At 65.0% G+C, this 19,448-nt stretch carries 20 protein-coding genes; 12 read left to right on the top strand and 8 right to left on the bottom strand.

Going from position 1 to position 19,448, the window contains the following annotated elements; translation table 11 throughout:
- Nucleotides 1-5 precede the first annotated feature (5 nt).
- Nucleotides 6-959: a 2-hydroxyacid dehydrogenase gene (locus AC1DYL_RS15550; protein ID WP_477151617.1), complete on the bottom strand. Its 954-nt coding sequence runs from the start codon at nucleotides 957-959 to the stop codon at nucleotides 6-8.
- Between the two features lie 244 nt (nucleotides 960-1,203).
- Here AC1DYL_RS15550 and AC1DYL_RS15545 point away from each other — a divergent pair, with 244 nt between their 5' ends.
- On the top strand, nucleotides 1,204-1,686 hold the full coding sequence (locus AC1DYL_RS15545) for an SH3 domain-containing protein (RefSeq protein WP_477151616.1): 483 nt from the start codon (nucleotides 1,204-1,206) through the stop codon (nucleotides 1,684-1,686).
- Between the two features lie 71 nt (nucleotides 1,687-1,757).
- Here AC1DYL_RS15545 and irrA read toward each other — a convergent pair whose 3' ends face one another.
- On the bottom strand, nucleotides 1,758-2,204 hold the full coding sequence (gene irrA / locus AC1DYL_RS15540) for an iron response transcriptional regulator IrrA (RefSeq protein ID WP_477151615.1): 447 nt from the start codon (nucleotides 2,202-2,204) through the stop codon (nucleotides 1,758-1,760).
- Between the two features lie 178 nt (nucleotides 2,205-2,382).
- Here irrA and fabA point away from each other — a divergent pair, with 178 nt between their 5' ends.
- The gene (gene fabA, locus AC1DYL_RS15535) at nucleotides 2,383-2,886 is read left to right on the top strand and encodes a 3-hydroxyacyl-[acyl-carrier-protein] dehydratase FabA (protein ID WP_477151614.1); all 504 of its coding nucleotides are present in this window, start codon (nucleotides 2,383-2,385) and stop codon (nucleotides 2,884-2,886) included.
- Nucleotides 2,887-2,935: 49 nt separating this feature from the next.
- Nucleotides 2,936-4,159 (top strand): beta-ketoacyl-ACP synthase I, encoded by a 1,224-nt coding sequence (fabB, locus tag AC1DYL_RS15530; protein ID WP_477173855.1) that lies wholly within the window; start codon nucleotides 2,936-2,938, stop codon nucleotides 4,157-4,159.
- Nucleotides 4,160-4,322: 163 nt separating this feature from the next.
- Here the strand turns inward: fabB and AC1DYL_RS15525 are convergent, their stop codons facing one another.
- The 6 genes from AC1DYL_RS15525 to ubiE all read right to left on the bottom strand — a co-directional run bounded on the left by AC1DYL_RS15525 (nucleotide 4,323) and on the right by ubiE (nucleotide 9,242).
- Nucleotides 4,323-5,039, bottom strand: a complete 717-nt coding sequence (locus tag AC1DYL_RS15525) for a HesA/MoeB/ThiF family protein (RefSeq protein WP_477151612.1) — start codon at nucleotides 5,037-5,039, stop codon at nucleotides 4,323-4,325.
- Nucleotides 5,036-5,791, bottom strand: a complete 756-nt coding sequence (locus tag AC1DYL_RS15520; protein WP_477173854.1) for a DUF2259 domain-containing protein — start codon at nucleotides 5,789-5,791, stop codon at nucleotides 5,036-5,038. Before AC1DYL_RS15520 ends, AC1DYL_RS15525 begins: the two co-directional genes overlap by 4 nt.
- Nucleotides 5,745-6,203, bottom strand: a complete 459-nt coding sequence (gene dut, locus AC1DYL_RS15515; RefSeq protein ID WP_477173853.1) for a dUTP diphosphatase — start codon at nucleotides 6,201-6,203, stop codon at nucleotides 5,745-5,747. The genes AC1DYL_RS15520 and dut overlap by 47 nt, the downstream gene beginning before the upstream one ends.
- 2 nt (nucleotides 6,204-6,205) lie before the next feature.
- Nucleotides 6,206-6,826, bottom strand: a complete 621-nt coding sequence (locus AC1DYL_RS15510) for a hypothetical protein (protein ID WP_477151609.1) — start codon at nucleotides 6,824-6,826, stop codon at nucleotides 6,206-6,208.
- A 117-nt stretch (nucleotides 6,827-6,943) separates the two neighbouring features.
- Nucleotides 6,944-8,482 carry a 2-polyprenylphenol 6-hydroxylase gene (gene ubiB / locus AC1DYL_RS15505; protein ID WP_477173852.1) on the bottom strand — a complete coding sequence of 513 codons (1,539 nt, stop codon included), beginning with the start codon at nucleotides 8,480-8,482 and terminating at the stop codon, nucleotides 6,944-6,946.
- Between the two features lie 4 nt (nucleotides 8,483-8,486).
- Nucleotides 8,487-9,242 (bottom strand): bifunctional demethylmenaquinone methyltransferase/2-methoxy-6-polyprenyl-1,4-benzoquinol methylase UbiE, encoded by a 756-nt coding sequence (gene ubiE / locus AC1DYL_RS15500; protein ID WP_477173851.1) that lies wholly within the window; start codon nucleotides 9,240-9,242, stop codon nucleotides 8,487-8,489.
- A 150-nt stretch (nucleotides 9,243-9,392) separates the two neighbouring features.
- On the opposite strand from ubiE, the gene mutM reads away from it, so the two are divergent.
- From mutM to AC1DYL_RS15455, 9 genes are all read left to right on the top strand, one after another.
- Nucleotides 9,393-10,274 carry a bifunctional DNA-formamidopyrimidine glycosylase/DNA-(apurinic or apyrimidinic site) lyase gene (gene mutM, locus AC1DYL_RS15495; RefSeq protein WP_477173850.1) on the top strand — a complete coding sequence of 294 codons (882 nt, stop codon included), beginning with the start codon at nucleotides 9,393-9,395 and terminating at the stop codon, nucleotides 10,272-10,274.
- Nucleotides 10,275-10,423: 149 nt separating this feature from the next.
- On the top strand, nucleotides 10,424-10,690 hold the full coding sequence (gene rpsT / locus AC1DYL_RS15490) for a 30S ribosomal protein S20 (RefSeq protein WP_055047341.1): 267 nt from the start codon (nucleotides 10,424-10,426) through the stop codon (nucleotides 10,688-10,690).
- An 856-nt stretch (nucleotides 10,691-11,546) separates the two neighbouring features.
- Entirely contained in the window at nucleotides 11,547-12,998 is a 1,452-nt protein-coding gene (dnaA, locus tag AC1DYL_RS15485; RefSeq protein WP_477173849.1) for a chromosomal replication initiator protein DnaA, read from the top strand.
- A gap of 150 nt (nucleotides 12,999-13,148) precedes the next feature.
- Complete coding sequence (locus AC1DYL_RS15480) at nucleotides 13,149-13,298, top strand: hypothetical protein (protein ID WP_477151604.1); 150 nt, start codon at nucleotides 13,149-13,151, stop codon at nucleotides 13,296-13,298.
- A 213-nt stretch (nucleotides 13,299-13,511) separates the two neighbouring features.
- Nucleotides 13,512-14,630: a DNA polymerase III subunit beta gene (gene dnaN / locus AC1DYL_RS15475; RefSeq protein ID WP_477151603.1), complete on the top strand. Its 1,119-nt coding sequence runs from the start codon at nucleotides 13,512-13,514 to the stop codon at nucleotides 14,628-14,630.
- On the top strand, nucleotides 14,627-15,214 hold the full coding sequence (locus tag AC1DYL_RS15470; protein WP_477173848.1) for a HEAT repeat domain-containing protein: 588 nt from the start codon (nucleotides 14,627-14,629) through the stop codon (nucleotides 15,212-15,214). The genes dnaN and AC1DYL_RS15470 overlap by 4 nt, the downstream gene beginning before the upstream one ends.
- The gene (gene recF, locus AC1DYL_RS15465) at nucleotides 15,211-16,338 is read left to right on the top strand and encodes a DNA replication/repair protein RecF (protein ID WP_477173847.1); all 1,128 of its coding nucleotides are present in this window, start codon (nucleotides 15,211-15,213) and stop codon (nucleotides 16,336-16,338) included. The genes AC1DYL_RS15470 and recF overlap by 4 nt, the downstream gene beginning before the upstream one ends.
- A gap of 306 nt (nucleotides 16,339-16,644) precedes the next feature.
- Nucleotides 16,645-19,101: a DNA topoisomerase (ATP-hydrolyzing) subunit B gene (gene gyrB / locus AC1DYL_RS15460; protein WP_477173846.1), complete on the top strand. Its 2,457-nt coding sequence runs from the start codon at nucleotides 16,645-16,647 to the stop codon at nucleotides 19,099-19,101.
- Nucleotides 19,102-19,112: 11 nt separating this feature from the next.
- Nucleotides 19,113-19,445: a hypothetical protein gene (locus AC1DYL_RS15455; RefSeq protein ID WP_477158484.1), complete on the top strand. Its 333-nt coding sequence runs from the start codon at nucleotides 19,113-19,115 to the stop codon at nucleotides 19,443-19,445.
- Nucleotides 19,446-19,448: the final 3 nt, after the last annotated feature.

Raw genomic sequence — 19,448 nt, 5'->3', positions numbered from 1 at the left:
AGGAACTAGCCGCGGGCCAGCTTGCCGCGCCCTTCCGGCAGTACGCGATGCGGCGGCTGGGCGCCGTCGATGAAGGCGCGGATATTGACGATGACTGTCTCGCCCATCTCGAGCCGCGCTTCGAGCGTCGCTGATGCCATGTGGGCAGTCAGCACGACCTTGTTGTCGCGGGCCAGCTGCAGCAGCCGCGGGTCGATGCCGTTGCGGCTCTCGAACACATCGAGCGCCGCGCCCGACAGGTGTCCATTCTCGATCTCGCCGATCAGCGCCGCCTCGTCGACCAGCTCGGGCCGCGAGACGTTCACCACATAGGCGTCCTGCCGCATCCCGGCGAGGCGCGCCGCGTTGAGGATGTGATGGGTGGAGCGGCTGAGCGGGGTGTGCAGCGAGACGATGTCCACCTCGCCCACCATGTCGTCGAGCGATTCCCAGTAGGTGGCGCCCAGTGTCTCCTCGATCTGAGGCGGCCGGCGATGGCGCGAGAAATAGTGGATGTTCAGCCCGAAGCTGCGGGCCCGATGCGCCACGGCGGTGCCGATCCGCCCCATGCCGACGATGCCGAGGGCCTTGCCGCGCAGTCGGCGCCCCAGCATCCAGGTCGGCGACCAGCCCGGCCACTCGCCGGTGGTGGGCAGCACCTCGGCGCCCTCGACCAGCCGGCGCGGTAGCGCCAGCATCAGCATCACCGCCATGTCGGCAGTGTCCTCGGTCAGTACCGATGGCGTGTTAGTGACGGTGAGCCCAGCAGCATAGGCCGCTTCGATATCGATATTGTCGAAACCGTTGCCGAACTGGGCGATGAGTTTCAGCTCCGGCGGCAGCCGGGCGATCAGCTCGGCGTCGATCCGGTCGTTGATCGAGGAGACCAGCACGTCCTTGCCCTGAACGCCCTCGATGATGGCGTCAGGGCTGAGCGCCCCATCCACCGGCTTGCAGGTCGTATCGAACAGCGTCGCCATCCGGGCCTCGACCTGCTCGGGGAGGCGCCGGGTAACGAAAATTTTGGGCCGGCTGAGGGTCAAATCAGGCGCTTTCAGCGACCATTAAGGTCTTTTGCATAAGTGTAGGAAAAAAGCACATCCCTGCAAAGTCATGTTCGGCAAAGTCAGCTCCATGCTCCTGACGAGGCGCTCCCACGGGCGGCAGAATTCCGCGATTCTGCGCGCCGCCGTTTTCGCAATTCTGGCCACGGCCGGGATGGGCATGCCTATTGCCCCGCTCGCTGCCGAAGGGCCGAGCGGCCTGCCGCTGCCGCGCTTCGTCACCACCCGCTCCAACCCAATCAACGTGCGGGTCGGCCCGGGCACGAAATACGACGTGGCCTGGGTCTATGTGAAGGCCGGCACTCCAGTCGAGATCATCCAGGAATTCGATACCTGGCGTAAAATCCGCGACGTCGACGGCTCCGAGGGCTGGCTGCACCAGAACCTCCTGCAGGGCAAGCGCGCCGGCCTCGTGACGCCCGCTGCCGCCGAGCCGGTGGCCCTGCGCAGCGATGCCAACGACGATGCCGGCGTCCGCGCCTGGCTGACCCCAAGCTTCCGCGTCGACATCAAGGAATGCGACGGCAAATGGTGCAAGGTGGCCGCCACCACCCACCCGCTGAACGGCAGCCCGCAGGTCTTCGACGGCTACCTGCACCAGGGCGATCTCTGGGGCGTCTACAAGGACGAAGCGTTCGACTGAGGCTGACACCGGCGCTTCGCGCCACCTTCTCCCACAAGGGGAGAAGGCAAGCCGGTGGTTGAGGTAAACCCTTAGCCCCGAACCTTCCGCACCCGCACCACCACGTCGACGTGCGTGATGTCCATGCCGCGCGGCGGCTCGGGCAGATTCTGGATGACGATGGCCGACGCGGGGATATCGATCACCCGCTGCTCGTCCTCGAGATAGAAGTGGTGGTGATCCGAGGTGTCGGTGTCGAAATACGATCGCGACGCGTCCACCGCCACTTCGCGCAACAACCCCGCTTCGCGGAACTGGTGCAGGCTGTTGTAGATCGTCGCCAGCGACACATTGACCCGCGCCGCCGCCGCTTCGTCATGCAACTGCTCGGCGCTGACATGCCGATGCGCACCGCCGAACAGCAGTTCGGCCAGGGCCACGCGCTGACGTGTCGGCCGCAGTCCCGCCATGCGGAGCACCGCCGTCAGGCACGGTCGGCGCGACGGAACGGTCCGTACGTTGAGGCTGCGGTCGGTCATCGGGTCCTTTGGTGACAAGGCTTATCAGCTTGCAGCTTATAACTTTCGGGGTGGCTCTGCACAAGCGGCGGTCGGTCGCGGCAACAGGCGCGGCGGTGGGTTGCCCTTGGGCGCGCTTGACCCTCCGCCCCCCGCTCTCTAGTAACGGTCTCAACTGACCGACGGAGAAAGCCGGCCTATGACGGATCGGAAGAACGCCTACGGGTATGACGACCTGATCCTGAGCGGAAAGGGCGAGCTGTTCGGCAAGGGCTATGCCCAGCTGCCCGCTCCGCCGATGCTGATGTTCAACCGCATCACCGAGATCAGCCGCGAAGGCGGCGCGCATGGCAAGGGCCTAGTGCGCGCCGAGCTCGATGTCGATCCGAGCCTGTGGTTCTTCCAGTGCCACTTCATCGGCGATCCGGTGATGCCCGGCTGCCTCGGCGTCGATGCCGTCTGGCAGATGCTCGGCTTCTACCTCTGCTGGGACGGTTCGCCCGGCAAGGGTCGGGCGCTCGGCTGCGGCGACGTAAAATTTTCTGGCCAGATCACCAATGATGTCAAACTCGTCGAGTATGGCATCGACCTGAAGCGGGTGATGAAGTCCAAGCTCGTGCTCGGCATCGCCGACGGCTGGGTGAAGGCCGACGGGCAGATCATCTACGAGATGTCCGGCCTGCGCGTTGGTCTTTTCACCTGATTTCTGCCCGCCGGCGGACCTGAGGGTCCGCGGACCAAGAGGAGGCAATATGAGGCGCGTTGTCGTCACCGGCATGGGGATCGTCTCCTCTATCGGAAACAATCTCGATGAAGTGATCGTGAGCCTTAAGGAGGCCAAGTCTGGCATCGTCTTCGCCGAGGACTATGCCAAGTACAACTTCCGCTGCCAGGTGCATGGCGCGCCCAAGCTCGATCCGTTCGCGGTGCTCGACCGCCGTACCACCCGCTTCATGGGCAAGGGCGCGGCCTGGAATTACATCGCCATGCAAGAGGCGATCGCCAATTCCGGGCTCGAAGAAAAAGACATCAAGAACCCGCGCACCGGCATCATCATGGGCTCGGGTGGCCCGTCCACTCCGACCCTGATCGAAGCGGCCGACATCACCCGCGAGCGCGGTCCCAAGCGCATCGGGCCGCTGGCTGTGCCCAAGGCGATGAGCTCGACCGCTTCGGCGACGCTGGCGACGCCGTTCGGCATCCAGGGCGTCAACTACTCGATCACTTCGGCCTGCGCGACATCGAAGCATTGCATCGGCGCGGGCTACGAACAGATCCAGTGGGGCAAGCAGGACATCGTCTTTGCCGGTGGCCACGAGGATCTCGACTGGTCGCTCAGCAACCTGTTCGACGCCATGGGCGCCATGTCCACCGACTTCAACGCGACGCCCGAGAAAGCCTCGCGCGCCTATGATGCGAAGCGCGACGGCTTCGTCATCGCCGGCGGTGCCGGAGTGCTGGTGCTCGAAGAATACGAGCACGCCAAGGCGCGCGGCGCCAACATCCTCGCCGAACTCGTCGGCTATGGCGCCACCTCGGATGGCTACGACATGGTCGCGCCGTCGGGCGAAGGCGCTATCCGCTGCATGCGGCAGGCGCTTTCGACGGTGAAGGGCAAGGTCGACTACATCAACCCGCACGCCACCTCGACGCCGGTCGGCGATCTGAAGGAAATGGAAGCGATCCGCACCGTGTTCGGCAGTGGCGACAGCTGTCCGCCGATCTCGGCCACCAAGTCGCTCACCGGCCACTCGCTCGGCGCGACGGGCGTGCAGGAATCGATCTACTGCATCCTGATGATGAAGGAGCGCTTCCTCTGCGAAAGCGCCAACATCGAGGAACTCGATCCGGTGTTCGCCGACATGCCGATCCTGCGCCAGCGCCGCGACAACGTCGATATCGGCATCGCGCTCTCGAACAGCTTCGGCTTCGGCGGGACGAACGCCACGCTGGTGTTCCAGCACCCGGACGCGTAGGCGCGTCTGGTCGGTCTGCGCTTTCTAGGTCGCCCATCACCACTGGTGTCATTCCCGCGAAGGCGGGAACCTAGTGCGATATCTCGACGTCCGCTGGTCCTGAAGCATCCCACCGGACCCCCGCCTTCGCGCGGATGACGCCGGTGGATAGATGAATACCAGCCTAGTAGTTCAACTCCGTGAACCGCGCCGCCCTGCCATCGTAGAGCAGCAGGCGGCCGACCAGCGGATCGCCGACGCCGGTGATCAGCTTGATCGCTTCCATCGCCATCAGCGTGCCGATGACGCCGGTGACAGCGCCGAGCACGCCGACCACCTCGCAGGAGGGCAAGTCGGCTTCGTCCGGGGTATCGGGGTAGAGGTCGCGGAACTGCCTGCCGCCCGGCATTAGGACCGTGACCTGGCCGTCGAACATCGAAACGGCTCCTGAAACCAGCGGGATCCCAGCTGATTCCGCCGCTTCCGCGACGATCTTGCGGGTACCGAAATTGTCGGTGCCATCGAGCACCAGGTGGTAGCCCTCCAGCAGTCGCGCGGCATTCTCCTGGGTGATGCGCTCGATATGCGGGATGTACTCGACATGCGCGTTGAGCCCGGCAACGAACGTCCCCGCGCTCTCGGCCTTGGGCGTGCCGATGCCGTTGCTCTGGTGGATCATCTGGCGCTGCAGGTTCGAGAGCGACACGGTGTCGTGGTCGACCACGCCGAGCGTCCCGACGCCGGCCGCCGCGAGATAGGCGATCGCCGGGCTCCCGAGCCCACCGGCGCCGATCACCAGCACCCGCGCCGACTTCAGTTTCTGCTGGCCGTCGCCACCCACCCCGCGCAACACGATGTGGCGGGCATAGCGCTTTATTTCTTCCGGACTGAGGGCGGTCACTTGAGGCCAGTCACCGGCACGGCGATGAAGCGGCGGTCCGGTCCCTCGAAGCCGTGCGAGAACACCGAGATGATGGCGACCGGCGTGCGGCCCAGCCACGACCAGTTGACCGGCGCCACGATGCCGTACGGCCGGTAGGCGACGGTGCAGTTGCGCGAGGCGGGGACGCTGGTATCGCGATGCAGTTCCGTGGTCTTGCCATCGGCCTCCAGCGTCAGCGCGAAGCCGACCGGTGGCTCGAAGCTGAAGTCCTCTACGCAACGGACCGTCGAGGTGGATGCGAAGGTCTCGATCTTCAGCTTCACCGGGTTGGGTGGCGGGTTCATGTCGAAGCCACGCGCGCCGAAAGTGAGCGTCGTGCCGTCATGCCCCACTTCACCGTCGCCGTTGAGCGCCTCGATAACCGCCGGCTCGGTGATGTCGAGATCGGCAAATGCCCCGGCGGCCTTTGCCATCGCCTCGGTGCGGACGCCCGCGAGCGTTGGGCTCTCCTCGTCGTGCCGGACCCGGAACGGCGAGCCGCCAACCCATTTGTCCTCGGCGACATCGAGAATGAAGATGTTCGAATAGGGGAAGCCCGAGCCGTCCTGGATGCCGAACTCCTCGTAGCCGAAATAGCGGCCATCCGGAGAAAAACCGAGCAGTGCCAGGTTGGCGGCATCGCCGGCCAGCGTCGGGGCAGCCGCGAGCGCGAGAAAACCGAAACTAGCGGCCAGTCGAACCGAAGCCGCCTTCACCACGCTTGGTTTCATCGAGGGTCTCCCTGAGCGCGAATTCTATGCTCGAAACCGGCGCCACCACCATCTGGGCGATGCGATCGCCGCGCTGGATGGTGAATGGGGCGTCGCCGTGGTTGATCAGGATTACCTTGATCTCGCCGCGATAGTCGGCGTCGATCGTCCCGGGAGTATTGAGCACCGTGACCCCGTGCTTGGCCGCAAGTCCCGAGCGCGGACGCACCTGCGCCTCGTAGCCGGCCGGCAACGCGATCGACATGCCTGATGGCACCAGGGCCCGCTTGCCGGGCTCGATCGTCATGGTCTCGGAAGCGCCGAGCGCGGCAAGGAGATCAACTCCTGCCGCGCCCGTGCTCTGTTGTTTCGGGGCTTCGAGGCCCCGGCCGTGATCGAGCCAGATGAAATCGACTTTGACCCGATCCGTCATGGTCAGTTCGTATCGACGACGGCGAAGAACTCTTCGGGCAGCTTGGCGGTGCCATCGAGCAGTTCGGTGAACTTCAGCACCACCTCGGCGGCGTTGTCGCCGACCTTCGTCATGTTGGTGTCGACGATCCTCTTGCCCTTGATGCGGATGGTGGCGGTGTGACCCTCGAAATAGGTCTTCATCATCGCCGCGGTCTGCGCGTCCTGTTCGCCGCCGGTACCTTCGCTGAGCTGGCTGGTCATCTCGCTGGTCTTGAAGGCGACGCGCACGACGCCCGGGCTCACCACGGTGAAGCTCGAATCCTTGTTCGGGCCGTCTTCTTCGGTGAGCTTGGCGAGTTCGCCTTCCTTCACGCTGACGCAGGTGGCGCTGCCATCGGCGTTCTCGGTGAGGACGTCGCCCTCTTCCTTGCAGAAGCCGTCGTCCGGCTTGGCGTTCTCACCGCCCGCGGCGGCCATCTGCTTCAGCATCGGGTAGAAATCAGCGCCCATCGTCATGGTAGTGGTCGCCTTGCCGGTCGTTTCCGACTGGACGTCGATCTCCGCCGTCATGTCGATACAGCCGGCGAGGCCCGCGCTGAGCAGCAGGATCCCGGCGAGCCGGGAAATGGTCTTCAGGGTCATGGAATTCTCCTCAACATCGCCCGCCGCATTGCCCCCGTTGTAGGAGCCGGTCCCAAGCGCCGCAAGCTCATGTTGCCTCGGTATGGCCTCAGTGATGAACGCTTGATGAACCGGCGTTCAGAGTCCGAGCAGCCGCCACAGCGCCATCACCAGCACCGCCGCGGCGAGCCAGAATCCAGCCACGATCATGAAGCGGTTGAACTTGCGGTCCTGCGAGTTCTTGTCGCGCTCGTAATCGTCGAGCGCCGTCTCTGCCTTGGTGACGATGGCCGGCAGCCGGCCGAGGGTCGCAACCACGGTGTCGAAATGATCCTTCAGCTCCTCGATCCGGCCGAGAGGGCCGGCCGAGCGGCGCACCCAGTCGCCGACGATCGGCTCGGAAATGGTCCAGATATCGAGCTCGGGATCGAGTGCCCGCGCCACGCCCTCGACCAGCACCATGGACTTCTGGAGGAGGATCAGCTCCGGCCGGGTCTGCATCTCGAACAGTTCGGTGGTGGCGAACAGCTGCCCCAAGACCTTCGCCATCGAGATATCGGAGACACGGCGGCCATGCTGCGGCTCGCCGATGGCGCGCAGCGCCAGGGCAAAGTCGTCGATCGACTGGGTGCGCGGCACGTAGCCGATCTCGAAATGCCGCTCGGCGATCAGCCGGTAATTCCGGGTGATGAAGCCGTAGAGGATGTCGGCGAGAAAGCGCCGCTCGCGCCGGGTAATCCGGCCCATGATGCCGAAATCGACGGCGATGACGTCGTGCGTCGTGGGGTCGGCGAAGAGGTTCCCCGGGTGCAGGTCGGCGTGAAAGAACCCGTCGCGCACCGTGTGGCGGAGGAAGGCCTGCAGCAGGTTCTTCGCCAGCGCCTTGCGATCGACCCCGGCAGCATCGAGTGCCGCATTGTCGCGGATCGGGATGCCGTCGACCCAGGTGGTGGTGAGCACGCTGTCCGAGGTGTAGTCCCACAAGACCTTGGGGATGACGAAGCCGGCATCGTCCTTGATGTTCTCGTAGAACTCCGAGATCGCCGCTGCCTCAAGTCGCAGGTCGAGTTCGACGCGGGCCGAGCGGTCGAGCGTCGTCACGACGTCGACCGGCCGGAGGCGGCGGAGCTTCGGCACCAGCGTTTCAGCGAGCCTGGCGCCGGCATACTGGCTCTCGATATCCGCGCGGAAGCGCTGGCGAATACCGGGGCGGAGGATCTTCACTGCCACCTTGTGCCCGCCATTGCCCTCGGTGAGCGTCGCGTGATGGACCTGGGCGATCGAGGCCGCGGCGATGGGCGGCGAGATATTGGTGAGCTCGGCAGCGCGCGAACCGAGTGCCGCCTCGAGCAGCCCCGGAACGAGCTTGTCGTCGAACGGCTCCATCGCATCCTGCAGCACCGCGAGGTCGGCGGCGACGTCGGCGCCGACGATGTCCGGGCGGGTGGCCAGCGTCTGGCCGAGCTTCACATAGGTGGGCCCGAGCCGGTTGAGGGCGCGGGTGAGCCGCTCGACCTTGCCGGTGCGCTTCACCTCGCCACGTTCGAACAGCCGCCCGAAGCGGACGCCGGCCTGCATCACCGGCGGCAGCGCGTCATTGTCGAAGATCGACAGCGCGCCTTCGCGCGCCAGAACGAAGCCGGCCCGGGCCAGGCGGAAATAGGCGGCGAGCCCCATGGTGTCAGAGCTTCCAGGCCGCGTGCAGCGCCGCGATGTTGCCGGTAAACGGGGTGTGGGTGACGCGCTTGAACCCGGCGTCCGAAATCATCCGGCTGAAGCGCTCGGGCGTCGGGAACTTGCGGATCGATTCCACCAGATACTGGTAGGGCTGCGCATCGCCGGTGACGGCGCGGCCGATCGGCGGAATCACCCGATCGGAGAAGGCCTTGTAGATATCGGAGAGCACCGGGGTATCGACCTGGCTGAACTCGAGGCAGAGGAACCGCCCGCCGCGCTTCAGGACGCGATGCGCTTCCTTCAGCGCCAGCTCGATGCGCGGCACGTTCCGGATGCCGAAGGCGATGGTGTAGGCATCAAAGCTCTCGTCCTCGAACGGCAGCGCTTCGGCGTTGGCCTCGACGAACTTCACCTGCGCCGGGAAGCGCCAGTTATGCGAGCGCTCCTCGCCAACACGAAGCATATCGGCATTGATGTCGGAGACGGTGACCTCGGCATAGCCGACCGAGGCGTTGACGATGCGCTCGGCGATGTCGCCGGTGCCGCCGGCCATGTCGAGCACGCGGTACGGGACGCTCCCCTGTTTGGGCGGAGCAAGCCTCGCCACCATGGCGTCCTTCCAGATGCGGTGGACGCCGCCGCTCATCAGGTCGTTCATCAGGTCGTAGCGATCGGCAACGCGATGGAACACGTCGTTGACGAGGCCCTGCTTGTCGTCGAGGGCGACCGTCCGTTCGCCGAAATGCGTGGTCTCAGCCATGCTCGCGTCTCCGAATTGCCGGCGTTATAGCGGATGGGGCTGAGGCTTGCCATGCGGGAAACGGGCGCATGCTAAACCCTGACAGAACGGTGGGCTTGTTACCGGCGCCCCCTGCGGTCACATAGAGGCGCCGAACCCAGCGAGGATCCGATGCCCGAATTGCCAGAGGTCGAAACCGTGCGCCGCGGGCTCGAGCCTTACGTGACGGGCGCCCACATCGACAAGGTGACGCTGAACCGCAAAGACCTGCGCTTCCCGTTCCCCGACGGCTTCAAGACCGCGCTCGAGGGCGCGACCATCGAGAGCACCGGGCGGCGGGCCAAGTACCTGTTGTTCCGGCTGTCGAACGGCAAGACGTGGCTCAGCCATCTCGGCATGACCGGCGCCTACCGCTTCGAGGATTTCAAGTTCAAGGAACCATCGCGCTATTACGAGCCCGACGAGGATAGGAAGCACGACCACCTGGTGCTCGAACTCACCCACCCCGAGCACGGGGCAATGAAGCTCATCTATAATGACGCGCGCCGCTTCGGCTTCGTCGACCTGTTCGAGAACGAGGCGGACAGCCCCTATCTCGAGGGCCTCGGCCCCGAACCGCTATCCAATGCCTTCAACGCCGCCGAGATGGCGGAGCGCTTCGAGGGCAAGAAAGCCCCGATGAAGGCGGCGCTGCTCGACCAGCGTGTGGTAGCCGGGCTTGGCAATATCTACGTGAGCGAGGCACTGCATCGCGCGCACATCCGCCCGGACATCGAGGCACGGAAGCTGGTGCTGAAATCCGGCAAGCCGTCGAAGCGCCTCGAGGACTTGGCGGATGGGGTACGCACTGTGCTGATCGAGGCGATCGATGCCGGTGGCTCGACGCTCAGAGATTTCCGCAATGCCGATGGCGGCTCGGGCTACTTCCAGCACCGCTTTGCTGTATATGACCGCGAGGGCGAGCCGTGCCCGACGCCTGGCTGCCGCGGGGTGATCAAGCGCATTGTCCAGTCGGGGCGCTCGACGTTCTTCTGCCCGGTGTGCCAGCGCTAGCCCGCCTCGGGGGAATCCAGTTGACGTCCCACCCCGTCGCGACTATACAGCGCCCAACTTGGCGGCCCGAGATGCCGCCGATTTCATTTCATCGCCCCTGGATTTCCGGCTCAGGCTGGGCCAACGGGTTGAGCGCCAAAGAGGAATTGATGGCCAACACTGCTTCCGCCAAGAAGGCCACCCGCAAGATTGCGGCCCGTACCGAAGTGAACAAGTCGCGCCGCTCGCGCATGCGCACCTTCGTCCGCAAGGTCGAGGAAGCCATCACTGCTGGTGACCACGCCGTTGCCGTCGCCGCCCTCAAGGCAGCCGAGCCCGAGATCGTCCGTGCCTCCCAGAAGGGCATCGTCCACGCCAACGTGGCCGCCCGCAAGGTGAGCCGCCTGAACTCGCGTGTGAAGGCCCTGCAGGCCTGATCGGCCACCAGGCTTCAAGACGAAGTTACGACAGTTTTGCGAATGCCGAAGAGCTCCCCCACGGGAGCTCTTCTTATTTTGGGGTGAGCAAAGGCCCATCTCGCAGACTGTGACAGCTTTGCGACACTGGGCAACAGAGTTATCCCCTCGCGAAAGCCCTGCGTTTCCGGGCCTTTGCCAGTGTCCGTCATCAGAATTTCATCTGCCTGTCAGGAATGAAATGCCGCATTTGATGCGACGTTGCCACAATTGCCAGAGTGTCGAAAACCTCACGAAATCCCGATTCCCCCTTGAGTCACAGCGCCTTGGATTTGGGGGCGGACAAAGTGCCGCGGAAAGGTTTTTGCAAGAGGTGCGAGTCAACCCCCTCTAGGCAAAAAACCCCCGTTGATTGGAAAATTCCCCCCCTCTAAGATGGCCCTCGTCGCTCAGGAACATCCGGCGCTAGAACCGAGTAGAGGAGCGACATGACTGGCAGGAATGCTGACTTTGAGATCGTGGCTGAGGCGGTGTGGACGCAGCCGGCAGTCTTGGGGAAATTCCTTTCGTAGTCTGGTTTGATTAGTACTAGTTGTAGTCTTGCGGGCTCGTAAGACGTTGCGGTAGCCCGGGCGCGATCAGCGACCCGGATCACTCGAAAGTTTGAATAGACTGAACCGCGGCGAAGTTCGCGGGCAGGACAGGTTTGTCCGCAATTGCGGGCAGCAAGGTTGGCGGCGTTGCTCCCATAAGGGGCGGCATGAGAACAGGATTTGGGGCTAACACGATGGCGATGAACTCGGCGGCGGGTCGTGCTGATTGGATGACGGATGCAAATAGCGGAAAGGGGCTGGGCAGCGACAAGGGGGGAATGATGATGACCGGCAAGGACGGCCAGCAACTCGGCTCGAACGAGGTTTTCCAGCGCGTCCGTGCCCGGCTCAAGGCAGCCGTGGGCGAGGACGTGTTCAATTCCTGGTTCGCCCGGCTCGAGCTCGAGGAGATCGTCGATGATCTCGCCCACCTGAGCGTTCCGACCCGTTTCCTCTGCTCCTGGGTCCAGTCGAACTATTCCGAGAAGATTCTCGAGGCATTCCGCGCCGAGTCGGCCGGTCTCGAGCGGCTGCACTTCACCGTGCGGGTCAACGGCCAGGCTCGGCCGCGCCTCCATCACGCCGAACCCGCGACCGAGTCGGTGGTTGCCGAGGTGACCACCGCGCCGCCGACGCCGCGTACCATTCGCGAGCCGGTGACGGCGCAGCCGGCCCAGCGCGGCGACGCGCTTTCCGGTTCTGCGCTCGATCCGAAGATGACCTTCGACAGCTTCGTCGTCGGCGGGGCCAATGAGATGGCGCTGCAGGTGGCCAAACAGGTCGCCCACGCGGCCGCCAACAACACGGTGAGCTTCAACCCGATCTACATCCACTCGAGTGTGGGCCTCGGCAAATCCCACCTGCTCAATGCCATCGCCTGGGCCGCCGGGGCGGCCGAGCCGGGCCGGAATATCGTCTACCTGACCGCCGACCATTTCATGTACCACTTCATCACGGCCGTGCAGCGCCAGTCGGCGCTCGGCTTCAAGGAGTGGCTGCGCCGGGTCGATCTCTTGCTGATCGACGACATGCAGTTCCTGCAGGGCAAGTCCGCGACCGAGTTCGGCCATACTCTAGGTACGCTCCTCACCGGGGCCAAGCAGGTCGTGGTGGCCGGCGACGCGCCGCCGCGCGATCTCGAGATGCTCGACGAGCGGGTGCGCTCGCGGCTTTCCGGCGGGCTGGTGGTGCCGATCAACTCGTTCGACCTCGACCTCCGCCGTGCCATCGTCACCCGGCGCGCCGAGCAGGCCGTCAGCCGCTTCTCCGATGCGCATTTCGCGCCGGCAGTGCTCGACTATGTGGCGCGCGTCGTGGTCAGCCATGGCCGCGACCTCGATGGGGCGGTGAACCGCCTCCTGGCCGCCAACCAGCTGACCAAGGAGCCGATCACCGTGGCGCTCGCCGAGCGCACGCTGGCCGACCTGGTGCGCCAGCGCGACGCCCGCCGCGTCCGCATCGAGGACATCCTCCGCATCGTCTCGCGCCACTACAAGGTGCCGCGCAACGACCTGCTCTCGTCGCGCCGCTCGCGCGACGTGGTCCGCCCGCGCCAGATCGCCATGTATCTGGCCAAGGCCCTGACCTCGCGCTCGTTGCCCGAAATCGGCCGGCGCTTCGGCGGCCGCGATCACACCACGGTTCTCCACTCGGTCCGCAAGGTCGAGCAGATGATCAAGGATGACGGCGAGTTGGCGCAGGAGATCGAACTCCTCAAGCGCATGCTCGAAGAATGAGTTTTTCGCCCTCTCCTCAGGGAGAGGGCGCCGCCGGCTGAACCATTGGCGGATCTATGAGTTTCGACCCAGTAGGGTCTCTAGTGAGTTGTGGCGTTGCTGACATCGCGTTCGAGAGCCCCGCGGCTATTGCTGCGGATCAGGAAGGGCTTGAAGCGTCTCGACCTCGGGGCGCATCCCGAGCCCCCGCCGGTGCCACCCGATCGGGCCTGGCACGAGATGCTGGTGCGCCTCGACGCGGAGGATGCGGAGCGCCGGCTCGACGACATGGCGCGCGCATTGAACGGCGAGAAGCGCTAGCGGCGTCGCTCGTTCTTACCTTCTCCCACGAGGGGAGAAGGCGATCGACCTCTAGGCAGCGTTCGCGGTGCATTTTCTCTAGGGATAGCGGGTCTGCGGCCCCGGGCGCCCTTGCCTTTTGCCCCTTGAATTGTAATGTCGCAGCCCGGTTTCGCTTGGCTTTGACCGGGTTTTGACCGGGCAATAGCCGTCCGCGGTAGGGGTTTTGAGTTTATGAAAGTCACTCTCGAGCGCAACCATCTGCTCAAGTCGCTAGGGCACGTCCACCGCGTGGTGGAGCGCCGCAACACCTACCCGATCCTCGCCAACGTGCTGCTGAAGGCATCCGACGGCAAGCTCGACCTGCGCGCCACCGACCTCGACATCGAAGTGACGGAAAGCGTCCCGGCGATGGTCGGCCAGGCCGGCACCACCACGGTGCCTGCGCACACCCTTTACGAAATCGTCCGCAAGCTCTCCGATGGTGCCGAAGTGCGGCTCGAGAACGAAGGCACCGAGCAGCTGCTGGTGACCTCCGGCCGTTCGCGCTTCCACCTGGCGTGCCTCTCGCCTGACAGCTTCCCGGACCTGAAGTCCGGCACCTTCACCCACACCTTCTCGGTCGCCGCGCCGACGTTGCGCGAGCTGATCGAGCGCACCCAGTTCGCCATCTCCAATGAGGAGACGCGCTACTACCTCAACGGCATCTACATGCACATGCTGGAAGTCGGCGGCGTGCCGACGCTGCGCGCCGTCGCCACCGACGGCCACCGCATGGCGCGCGCCGAGGCTGACGCGCCCACCGGCGCCAAGGGCATGCCGGGCATCATCGTGCCCAAGAAGACCGTGTCGGAAGTGCAGAAGCTGCTCGAAGGCGCCGAGGGCGACGTCGAGGTCGAGCTCAGCGACACCAAGATCCGCTTCACGCTTGGGGGCGTGGTGCTGCTCAGTAAGCTGATCGAGGGCACGTTCCCCGATTACGACCGGGTGACGCCCAAGAACAACGATAAGCAGATGAACGTCGACAAGCAGACGTTTGCGACGGCCGTCGACCGCGTTTCGACCATCGCGTCCGATCGCGGCGGCAAGGCGGTAAAACTGTCGATGAAGGAAGGCCAGCTCGAGCTTTCCGTCACCAACCCGGACCACGGCACGGCGAGCGAAGAGCTGGCGGTGGAATTCGAGCCCGAGAGCTTCGAGATCGGCTTCAACGCCCGGTACCTGCTCGATATCATCGGCCAAATCCGCTCCGAGAACGCGGTGTTCCTGTTCAACGACGCAGGCTCACCGACGCTCGTGCGTGAGGACGGCGACGCCAAGGCGCTGTATGTGCTGATGCCGATGCGGGTGTGACGGTCACGCCGGCGCCCCCCAATCGACAAGAGCTGATTTCTGCACTGGCAGATCGTGATGGGTTCCGCCGTCGCTCGGCGCTTGCAGCCTTGGGCAAGCTCTCCGGGGACGACGAAGTTGCAGCCCTTGTATTGGCATCGCTGTACGACGCCTCAGGCTACGTGGTTAGAACAGCGGTGGAGATTGCTCGTCAGTGGCGGCTGGTTAGTGCTGCTCCTCAATTGCGCGAACTCGCACTCGACCCAGATCCTCTGACCCGTCGAACCGCGCTTGAAGCGCTACAGGCGATTGGTTCCGAAGCGGACGCTGAGTTGCTGTTGGGGATGTTCTCCCGCGACGCCGATCGTGACGTTCGCAACACCGCGGCCTGGGCGTTGGCCGCACTTGCGGGACCTTCCGCCTGGCGAAGGAGCTATGAGGCTCTGGTGGCAGGCGATGTTCCGCGACATCGCCAGTTGGCATGCGAACTCGTTGGAAAGTTCGGCGACGCCGCTGATCGTGAGAGCCTGCGACCGCTGCTAAATGATCGTGACGGTCACGTTCGGAAGGCCGCCGCACGAGTTCTTGCGGGGAGCGGCGCATGATCCCCTCCCGCTACATCTCCCGGCTCCGCCTCTCCCACTTCCGCAACTATGCGTCGGCGGCGCTCGATCTCGACGGGCGGCACCTGGTGCTGGTCGGCTCGAACGGGGCAGGGAAGACCAATCTGCTCGAAGCGGTGTCCCTGCTGTCGCCCGGCCGCGGCCTGCGTGGTGCGCCGTTCGAGGAGGTTGCGGCGCAGGGCTCCGATGGGCTCTGGGCGGTGGCCGCGACGGTCGAGACCCCTGAGGGACCAGTCGATATCGGCACCGGCGCTGGCGGGCCCGAGGGTGGTCGCCGGGCGCGCATCAATGGCGCCAATGCCCGGACCATCGAGGAGATGAGCGCCTATCTCCGCGTGCTGTGGCTGACCCCGGCGATGGACGGCCTGTTCACCGGGGCCGCCAGCGAGCGCCGGCGTTTCCTCGACCGGCTGGTGACGACGCTGATCCCCGGCCACTCGGCCCAGGTGTCGGACTTCGAAAAGACCATGCGCCAGCGCAACCGGCTGGTCGACGAGGATGCCGATCCCATCTGGATCGACGCCGTCGAAGCACAGATGGCGAGCGCTGCCGCGGCGGTGCATTTCGCTCGTGCCGACAGCCTTGGCGAGTTGCAGGGGCTCATTGCGCAGGGCGTCGACGAGGCCAATTTCCCCGCTGCCCACCTGGCGCTGACCCCGCTCTTCGCCGACGGTCACGAGCCGCAGTCCTCGGCCGCGCTCGAGGCCGAGCTCCGGGCGCTGTGGCGCGCCAACCGCAACCTCGACCGCGCCGCCGGCCGTACGCTGATCGGCCCGCATCGCATCGATCTCGAAGTGCGCCACGCGCAAAAGGACATGCCGGCGGCGCTCGGCTCCACCGGCGAGCAGAAGGCGCTGCTGATCGGGCTGATCCTCGCCCATGCCCGACTGGTCAAGCGCTCCGCCGGCATCGCCCCGTTCCTGCTGCTCGACGAGGTCGCGGCGCACCTCGACCCGGGCCGCCGCGCTGCCCTTTTCGCCGCCCTCGACGGCCTCGGCACCCAGTGCTTCATGACCGGCACCGACCCGATGCTGTTCGAGGCCCTCGGCGAGGGGGCGCAGCGAGTGACGGTGAAGGATGGGCGGCTGGCGAAGGAGCCTGGCTAGGCCCCCGGCGAGCGCGACGAGTGCTTTCTCCCCTTGTGGGAGAAGGTGGCCGAAGGGCGGATGAGGGGTTCTCTCCGCGAACTCTGTCGCTCGTCGCTTCGCTCCGATCGCGCAACCTCCGGTTGCGGACCCCTCATCCGGCCTTCGGCCACCTTCTCCCACAAGGGGAGAAGGCCCATGCCCAGCTCCCCTCTGCGAACTCCTAAGCCTTGTAAAACGGGCTAAAAATAGCCATTTCCCTTGGGTATGAGCACCCGATCCGCTAGACCCACTTTAGCGGACCTGCTGACCTGATTCGGGACCCCCTTGAGCACCTCCGAGACCCCCTCCGATCCGAACGAATATGGCGCCGATTCCATCAAGGTCTTGAAGGGCCTCGATGCCGTGCGCAAACGTCCTGGCATGTATATCGGCGATACCGATGACGGCTCGGGCCTGCACCACATGGTCTACGAGGTGGTGGACAACGCCATCGACGAGGCGCTGGCCGGCCATGCCGATCTCGTGACGGTGCAGCTCAATGCCGATGGCTCGGTGTCGGTGAACGACAACGGTCGTGGCATTCCCACCGGCATCCATGCCGAAGAGGGTGTTTCAGCGGCCGAGGTCATCATGACCCAGCTGCATGCCGGCGGTAAGTTCGACCAGAACTCCTACAAGGTGTCGGGCGGCCTGCATGGCGTGGGCGTTTCGGTGGTGAACGCGCTCTCGGTGTCGCTGAAGCTCAATATCCGTCGCGACGGCGAGGTCCACGAGATGGAGTTCGCGCACGGCAACGCCGTGGCGCCGCTGAAGCAGGTCGGCACCTATGTGCCGAACCACCAGCCGGGCACCTATGAAGGCCGCTCGGGCACGCTGGTGACCTTCCTGCCGTCGACCGAGACCTTCACCATGGTCGAGTTCGATTTCAAGACGCTGGAACACCGGCTGCGCGAGCTCGCTTTCCTCAATTCTGGCGTGCGCATTATCCTGCGCGACCTGCGCCATCCCGAGCCGGTGGAGATCGAGCTTCACTACGAGGGCGGCCTCGAAGCCTTCGTGCGCTATCTCGACAACGCCAAGACCCCGCTGATCGGTGCGCCGATCATGCTCTCGTCCGAGCGCGACGGCATTACCGTCGAGGTGGCGATGTGGTGGAACGACAGCTACCACGAGAATGTGCTGTGCTTCACCAACAACATCCCGCAGCGCGATGGCGGCACGCACCTCGCCGGCCTCCGCGCGGCGCTCACCCGGCAGGTGACCAACTATGCCGAATCGAGCGGCATCACCAAGCGTGAGAAGGTCACGGTCACCGGTGATGACATCCGCGAAGGCCTGACCTGTGTGCTCTCGGTGAAGGTGCCGGATCCGAAATTCTCGAGCCAGACCAAGGACAAGCTGGTCTCGTCCGAAGTGCGGCCGGTGGTCGAGAACGGCGTCAACGATAAGCTGCAGCAGTGGCTCGAGGAGCATCCGGCCGAGGCGAAGTCCGTCGTCGGCAAGGTGGCCGAAGCCGCCATGGCGCGCGAGGCCGCTCGCAAGGCGCGTGAACTCACCCGGCGTAAGTCGGCACTCGACGTGAACTTCCTCGCCGGCAAGCTCAAGGATTGCTCCGAGAAGGACCCGGCCAAGTCCGAAATCTTCCTCGTCGAGGGCGATTCCGCCGGTGGCTCCGCCTCACAGGGCCGCGACCGCTACACCCAGGCCGTGCTGCCGCTGCGCGGCAAGATCCTCAATGTCGAGCGCGCCCGCTTCGACCGCATGTTGGGTTCCGAGCAGATCGGCAACCTGGTGATGGCGCTCGGCACCTCGATCGGCCGCGAGGAGTTCAACCCGGACAAGCTGCGCTACCACAAGATCATCATCATGACGGACGCCGACGTCGACGGCGCCCATATCCGCACCCTGCTCCTGACCTTCTTCTACCGGCAGATGCGCGACCTGATCGACCGCGGCCACGTCTACATCGCCCAGCCGCCGCTCTACAAAATCAAGCGCGGCTCGTCCGAGCAGTACCTGAAGGACGAGCGGGCGCTCGAGGATTACCTGATCGATACCGGCACCGATGATGCGGTGCTGACCACCCGCGATGGCGTCGCCCATGCCGGCGAGGACCTGCTGCAGATCGTCAGGCAAGCGCGCGAGATCGTCCACGCCATCGAAGGGCTCAACACCCGCTACAACCGCTCGCTGATCGAACAGGCAGCCATCGTCGGCGGCCTCGATGCCGAGGCGCTGCTCGACCCGGCGCGCACCGCCACCGTCATCGAACGCGTTGTCCGCCGGCTCGACCGGCTGGCCGATGAAGTCGAACGCGGCTGGCAGGGCCAGTCCGATGGCCAGGGCGGCCTGAGCTTCACCCGCACCATCCGCGGCGTCACCGAAGTGCACTCGATCGATGCACAGTTGCTCGCCAGTGCCGATGCCAGGAAGATCCGTGCCACCGTGGAAAAGCTCGCCGATCTCTACGGTGGGGTCGCCAAGCTCACCCGCAAGGACCAGAGCTTCGATATCTACGGCCCGTCCTCGCTGTTCGGCGCCATCAACGCTGTCGGCCGCAAGGGCATCTCGCTGCAGCGCTACAAGGGCCTGGGCGAAATGAACCCCAGCCAGCTGTGGGAAACGACGCTCGATCCGAACGTCCGCACCCTGCTGCAGGTGCAGATCAAGGAAAGCGACGACCACGACCGGTTGTTCTCCAACCTGATGGGCGACCTGGTCGAGCCGCGCCGCGAGTTCATCCAGGACAACGCCCTGAGCGTCGCCAACCTCGACGTCTGACGGGGCCGGCGATGGAATGGGTCGTCGCGGGCATTCTCGTCATTGTCGCGATCGCGGTGCTGTGGTTCGTCGCGATCGCGCTGGCGAAGCGTAGCCGCTACGCCCGCCTGATGCAGAAATATGCCGACGAGAAGCTCGTCGACGCCCTGATCTCGAAGACCATCTGGCAGGGCATGACCGCCGAACAGCTGCGCGACAGCTGGGGCGAGCCCGCCTCGATCGAGGAAAAGGTGATGAAGACCAAGATCAAGCAGGTCTTCAAATACCGCCCGGTGGCCAAGGACCGCTACCGTGACAAGGTCACCCTCGAAGATGGGGTCATTGTCGGCTGGGACCAGAAGTAGCGG

Source organism: Devosia sp. P1_H9 (assembly GCF_056405135.1).
Note: the sequence above shows the minus strand (reverse complement) of the source record. Positions and strands in the feature narration are given on the sequence as shown.

Excerpts from the sequence above, each read along its gene's own strand:
- ubiB (WP_477173852.1), bottom strand. The coding sequence starts at position 8,482 with ATGGGGCTCGCCGCCTATTTCCGCCTGGCCCGGGCCGGCTTCGTTCTG.
- irrA (WP_477151615.1), bottom strand. The coding sequence starts at position 2,204 with ATGACCGACCGCAGCCTCAACGTACGGACCGTTCCGTCGCGCCGACCG.
- dnaN (WP_477151603.1), top strand. The coding sequence starts at position 13,512 with ATGAAAGTCACTCTCGAGCGCAACCATCTGCTCAAGTCGCTAGGGCAC.
- mutM (WP_477173850.1), top strand. The coding sequence starts at position 9,393 with ATGCCCGAATTGCCAGAGGTCGAAACCGTGCGCCGCGGGCTCGAGCCT.
- fabB (WP_477173855.1), top strand. The coding sequence starts at position 2,936 with ATGAGGCGCGTTGTCGTCACCGGCATGGGGATCGTCTCCTCTATCGGA.
- AC1DYL_RS15550 (WP_477151617.1), bottom strand. The coding sequence starts at position 959 with ATGGCGACGCTGTTCGATACGACCTGCAAGCCGGTGGATGGGGCGCTC.
- AC1DYL_RS15545 (WP_477151616.1), top strand. The coding sequence starts at position 1,204 with ATGCCTATTGCCCCGCTCGCTGCCGAAGGGCCGAGCGGCCTGCCGCTG.
- dut (WP_477173853.1), bottom strand. The coding sequence starts at position 6,203 with ATGACGGATCGGGTCAAAGTCGATTTCATCTGGCTCGATCACGGCCGG.
- AC1DYL_RS15520 (WP_477173854.1), bottom strand. The coding sequence starts at position 5,791 with ATGAAACCAAGCGTGGTGAAGGCGGCTTCGGTTCGACTGGCCGCTAGT.
- AC1DYL_RS15455 (WP_477158484.1), top strand. The coding sequence starts at position 19,113 with ATGGAATGGGTCGTCGCGGGCATTCTCGTCATTGTCGCGATCGCGGTG.
- fabA (WP_477151614.1), top strand. The coding sequence starts at position 2,383 with ATGACGGATCGGAAGAACGCCTACGGGTATGACGACCTGATCCTGAGC.
- AC1DYL_RS15510 (WP_477151609.1), bottom strand. The coding sequence starts at position 6,826 with ATGACCCTGAAGACCATTTCCCGGCTCGCCGGGATCCTGCTGCTCAGC.
- rpsT (WP_055047341.1), top strand. The coding sequence starts at position 10,424 with ATGGCCAACACTGCTTCCGCCAAGAAGGCCACCCGCAAGATTGCGGCC.
- recF (WP_477173847.1), top strand. The coding sequence starts at position 15,211 with ATGATCCCCTCCCGCTACATCTCCCGGCTCCGCCTCTCCCACTTCCGC.
- ubiE (WP_477173851.1), bottom strand. The coding sequence starts at position 9,242 with ATGGCTGAGACCACGCATTTCGGCGAACGGACGGTCGCCCTCGACGAC.
- dnaA (WP_477173849.1), top strand. The coding sequence starts at position 11,547 with ATGACCGGCAAGGACGGCCAGCAACTCGGCTCGAACGAGGTTTTCCAG.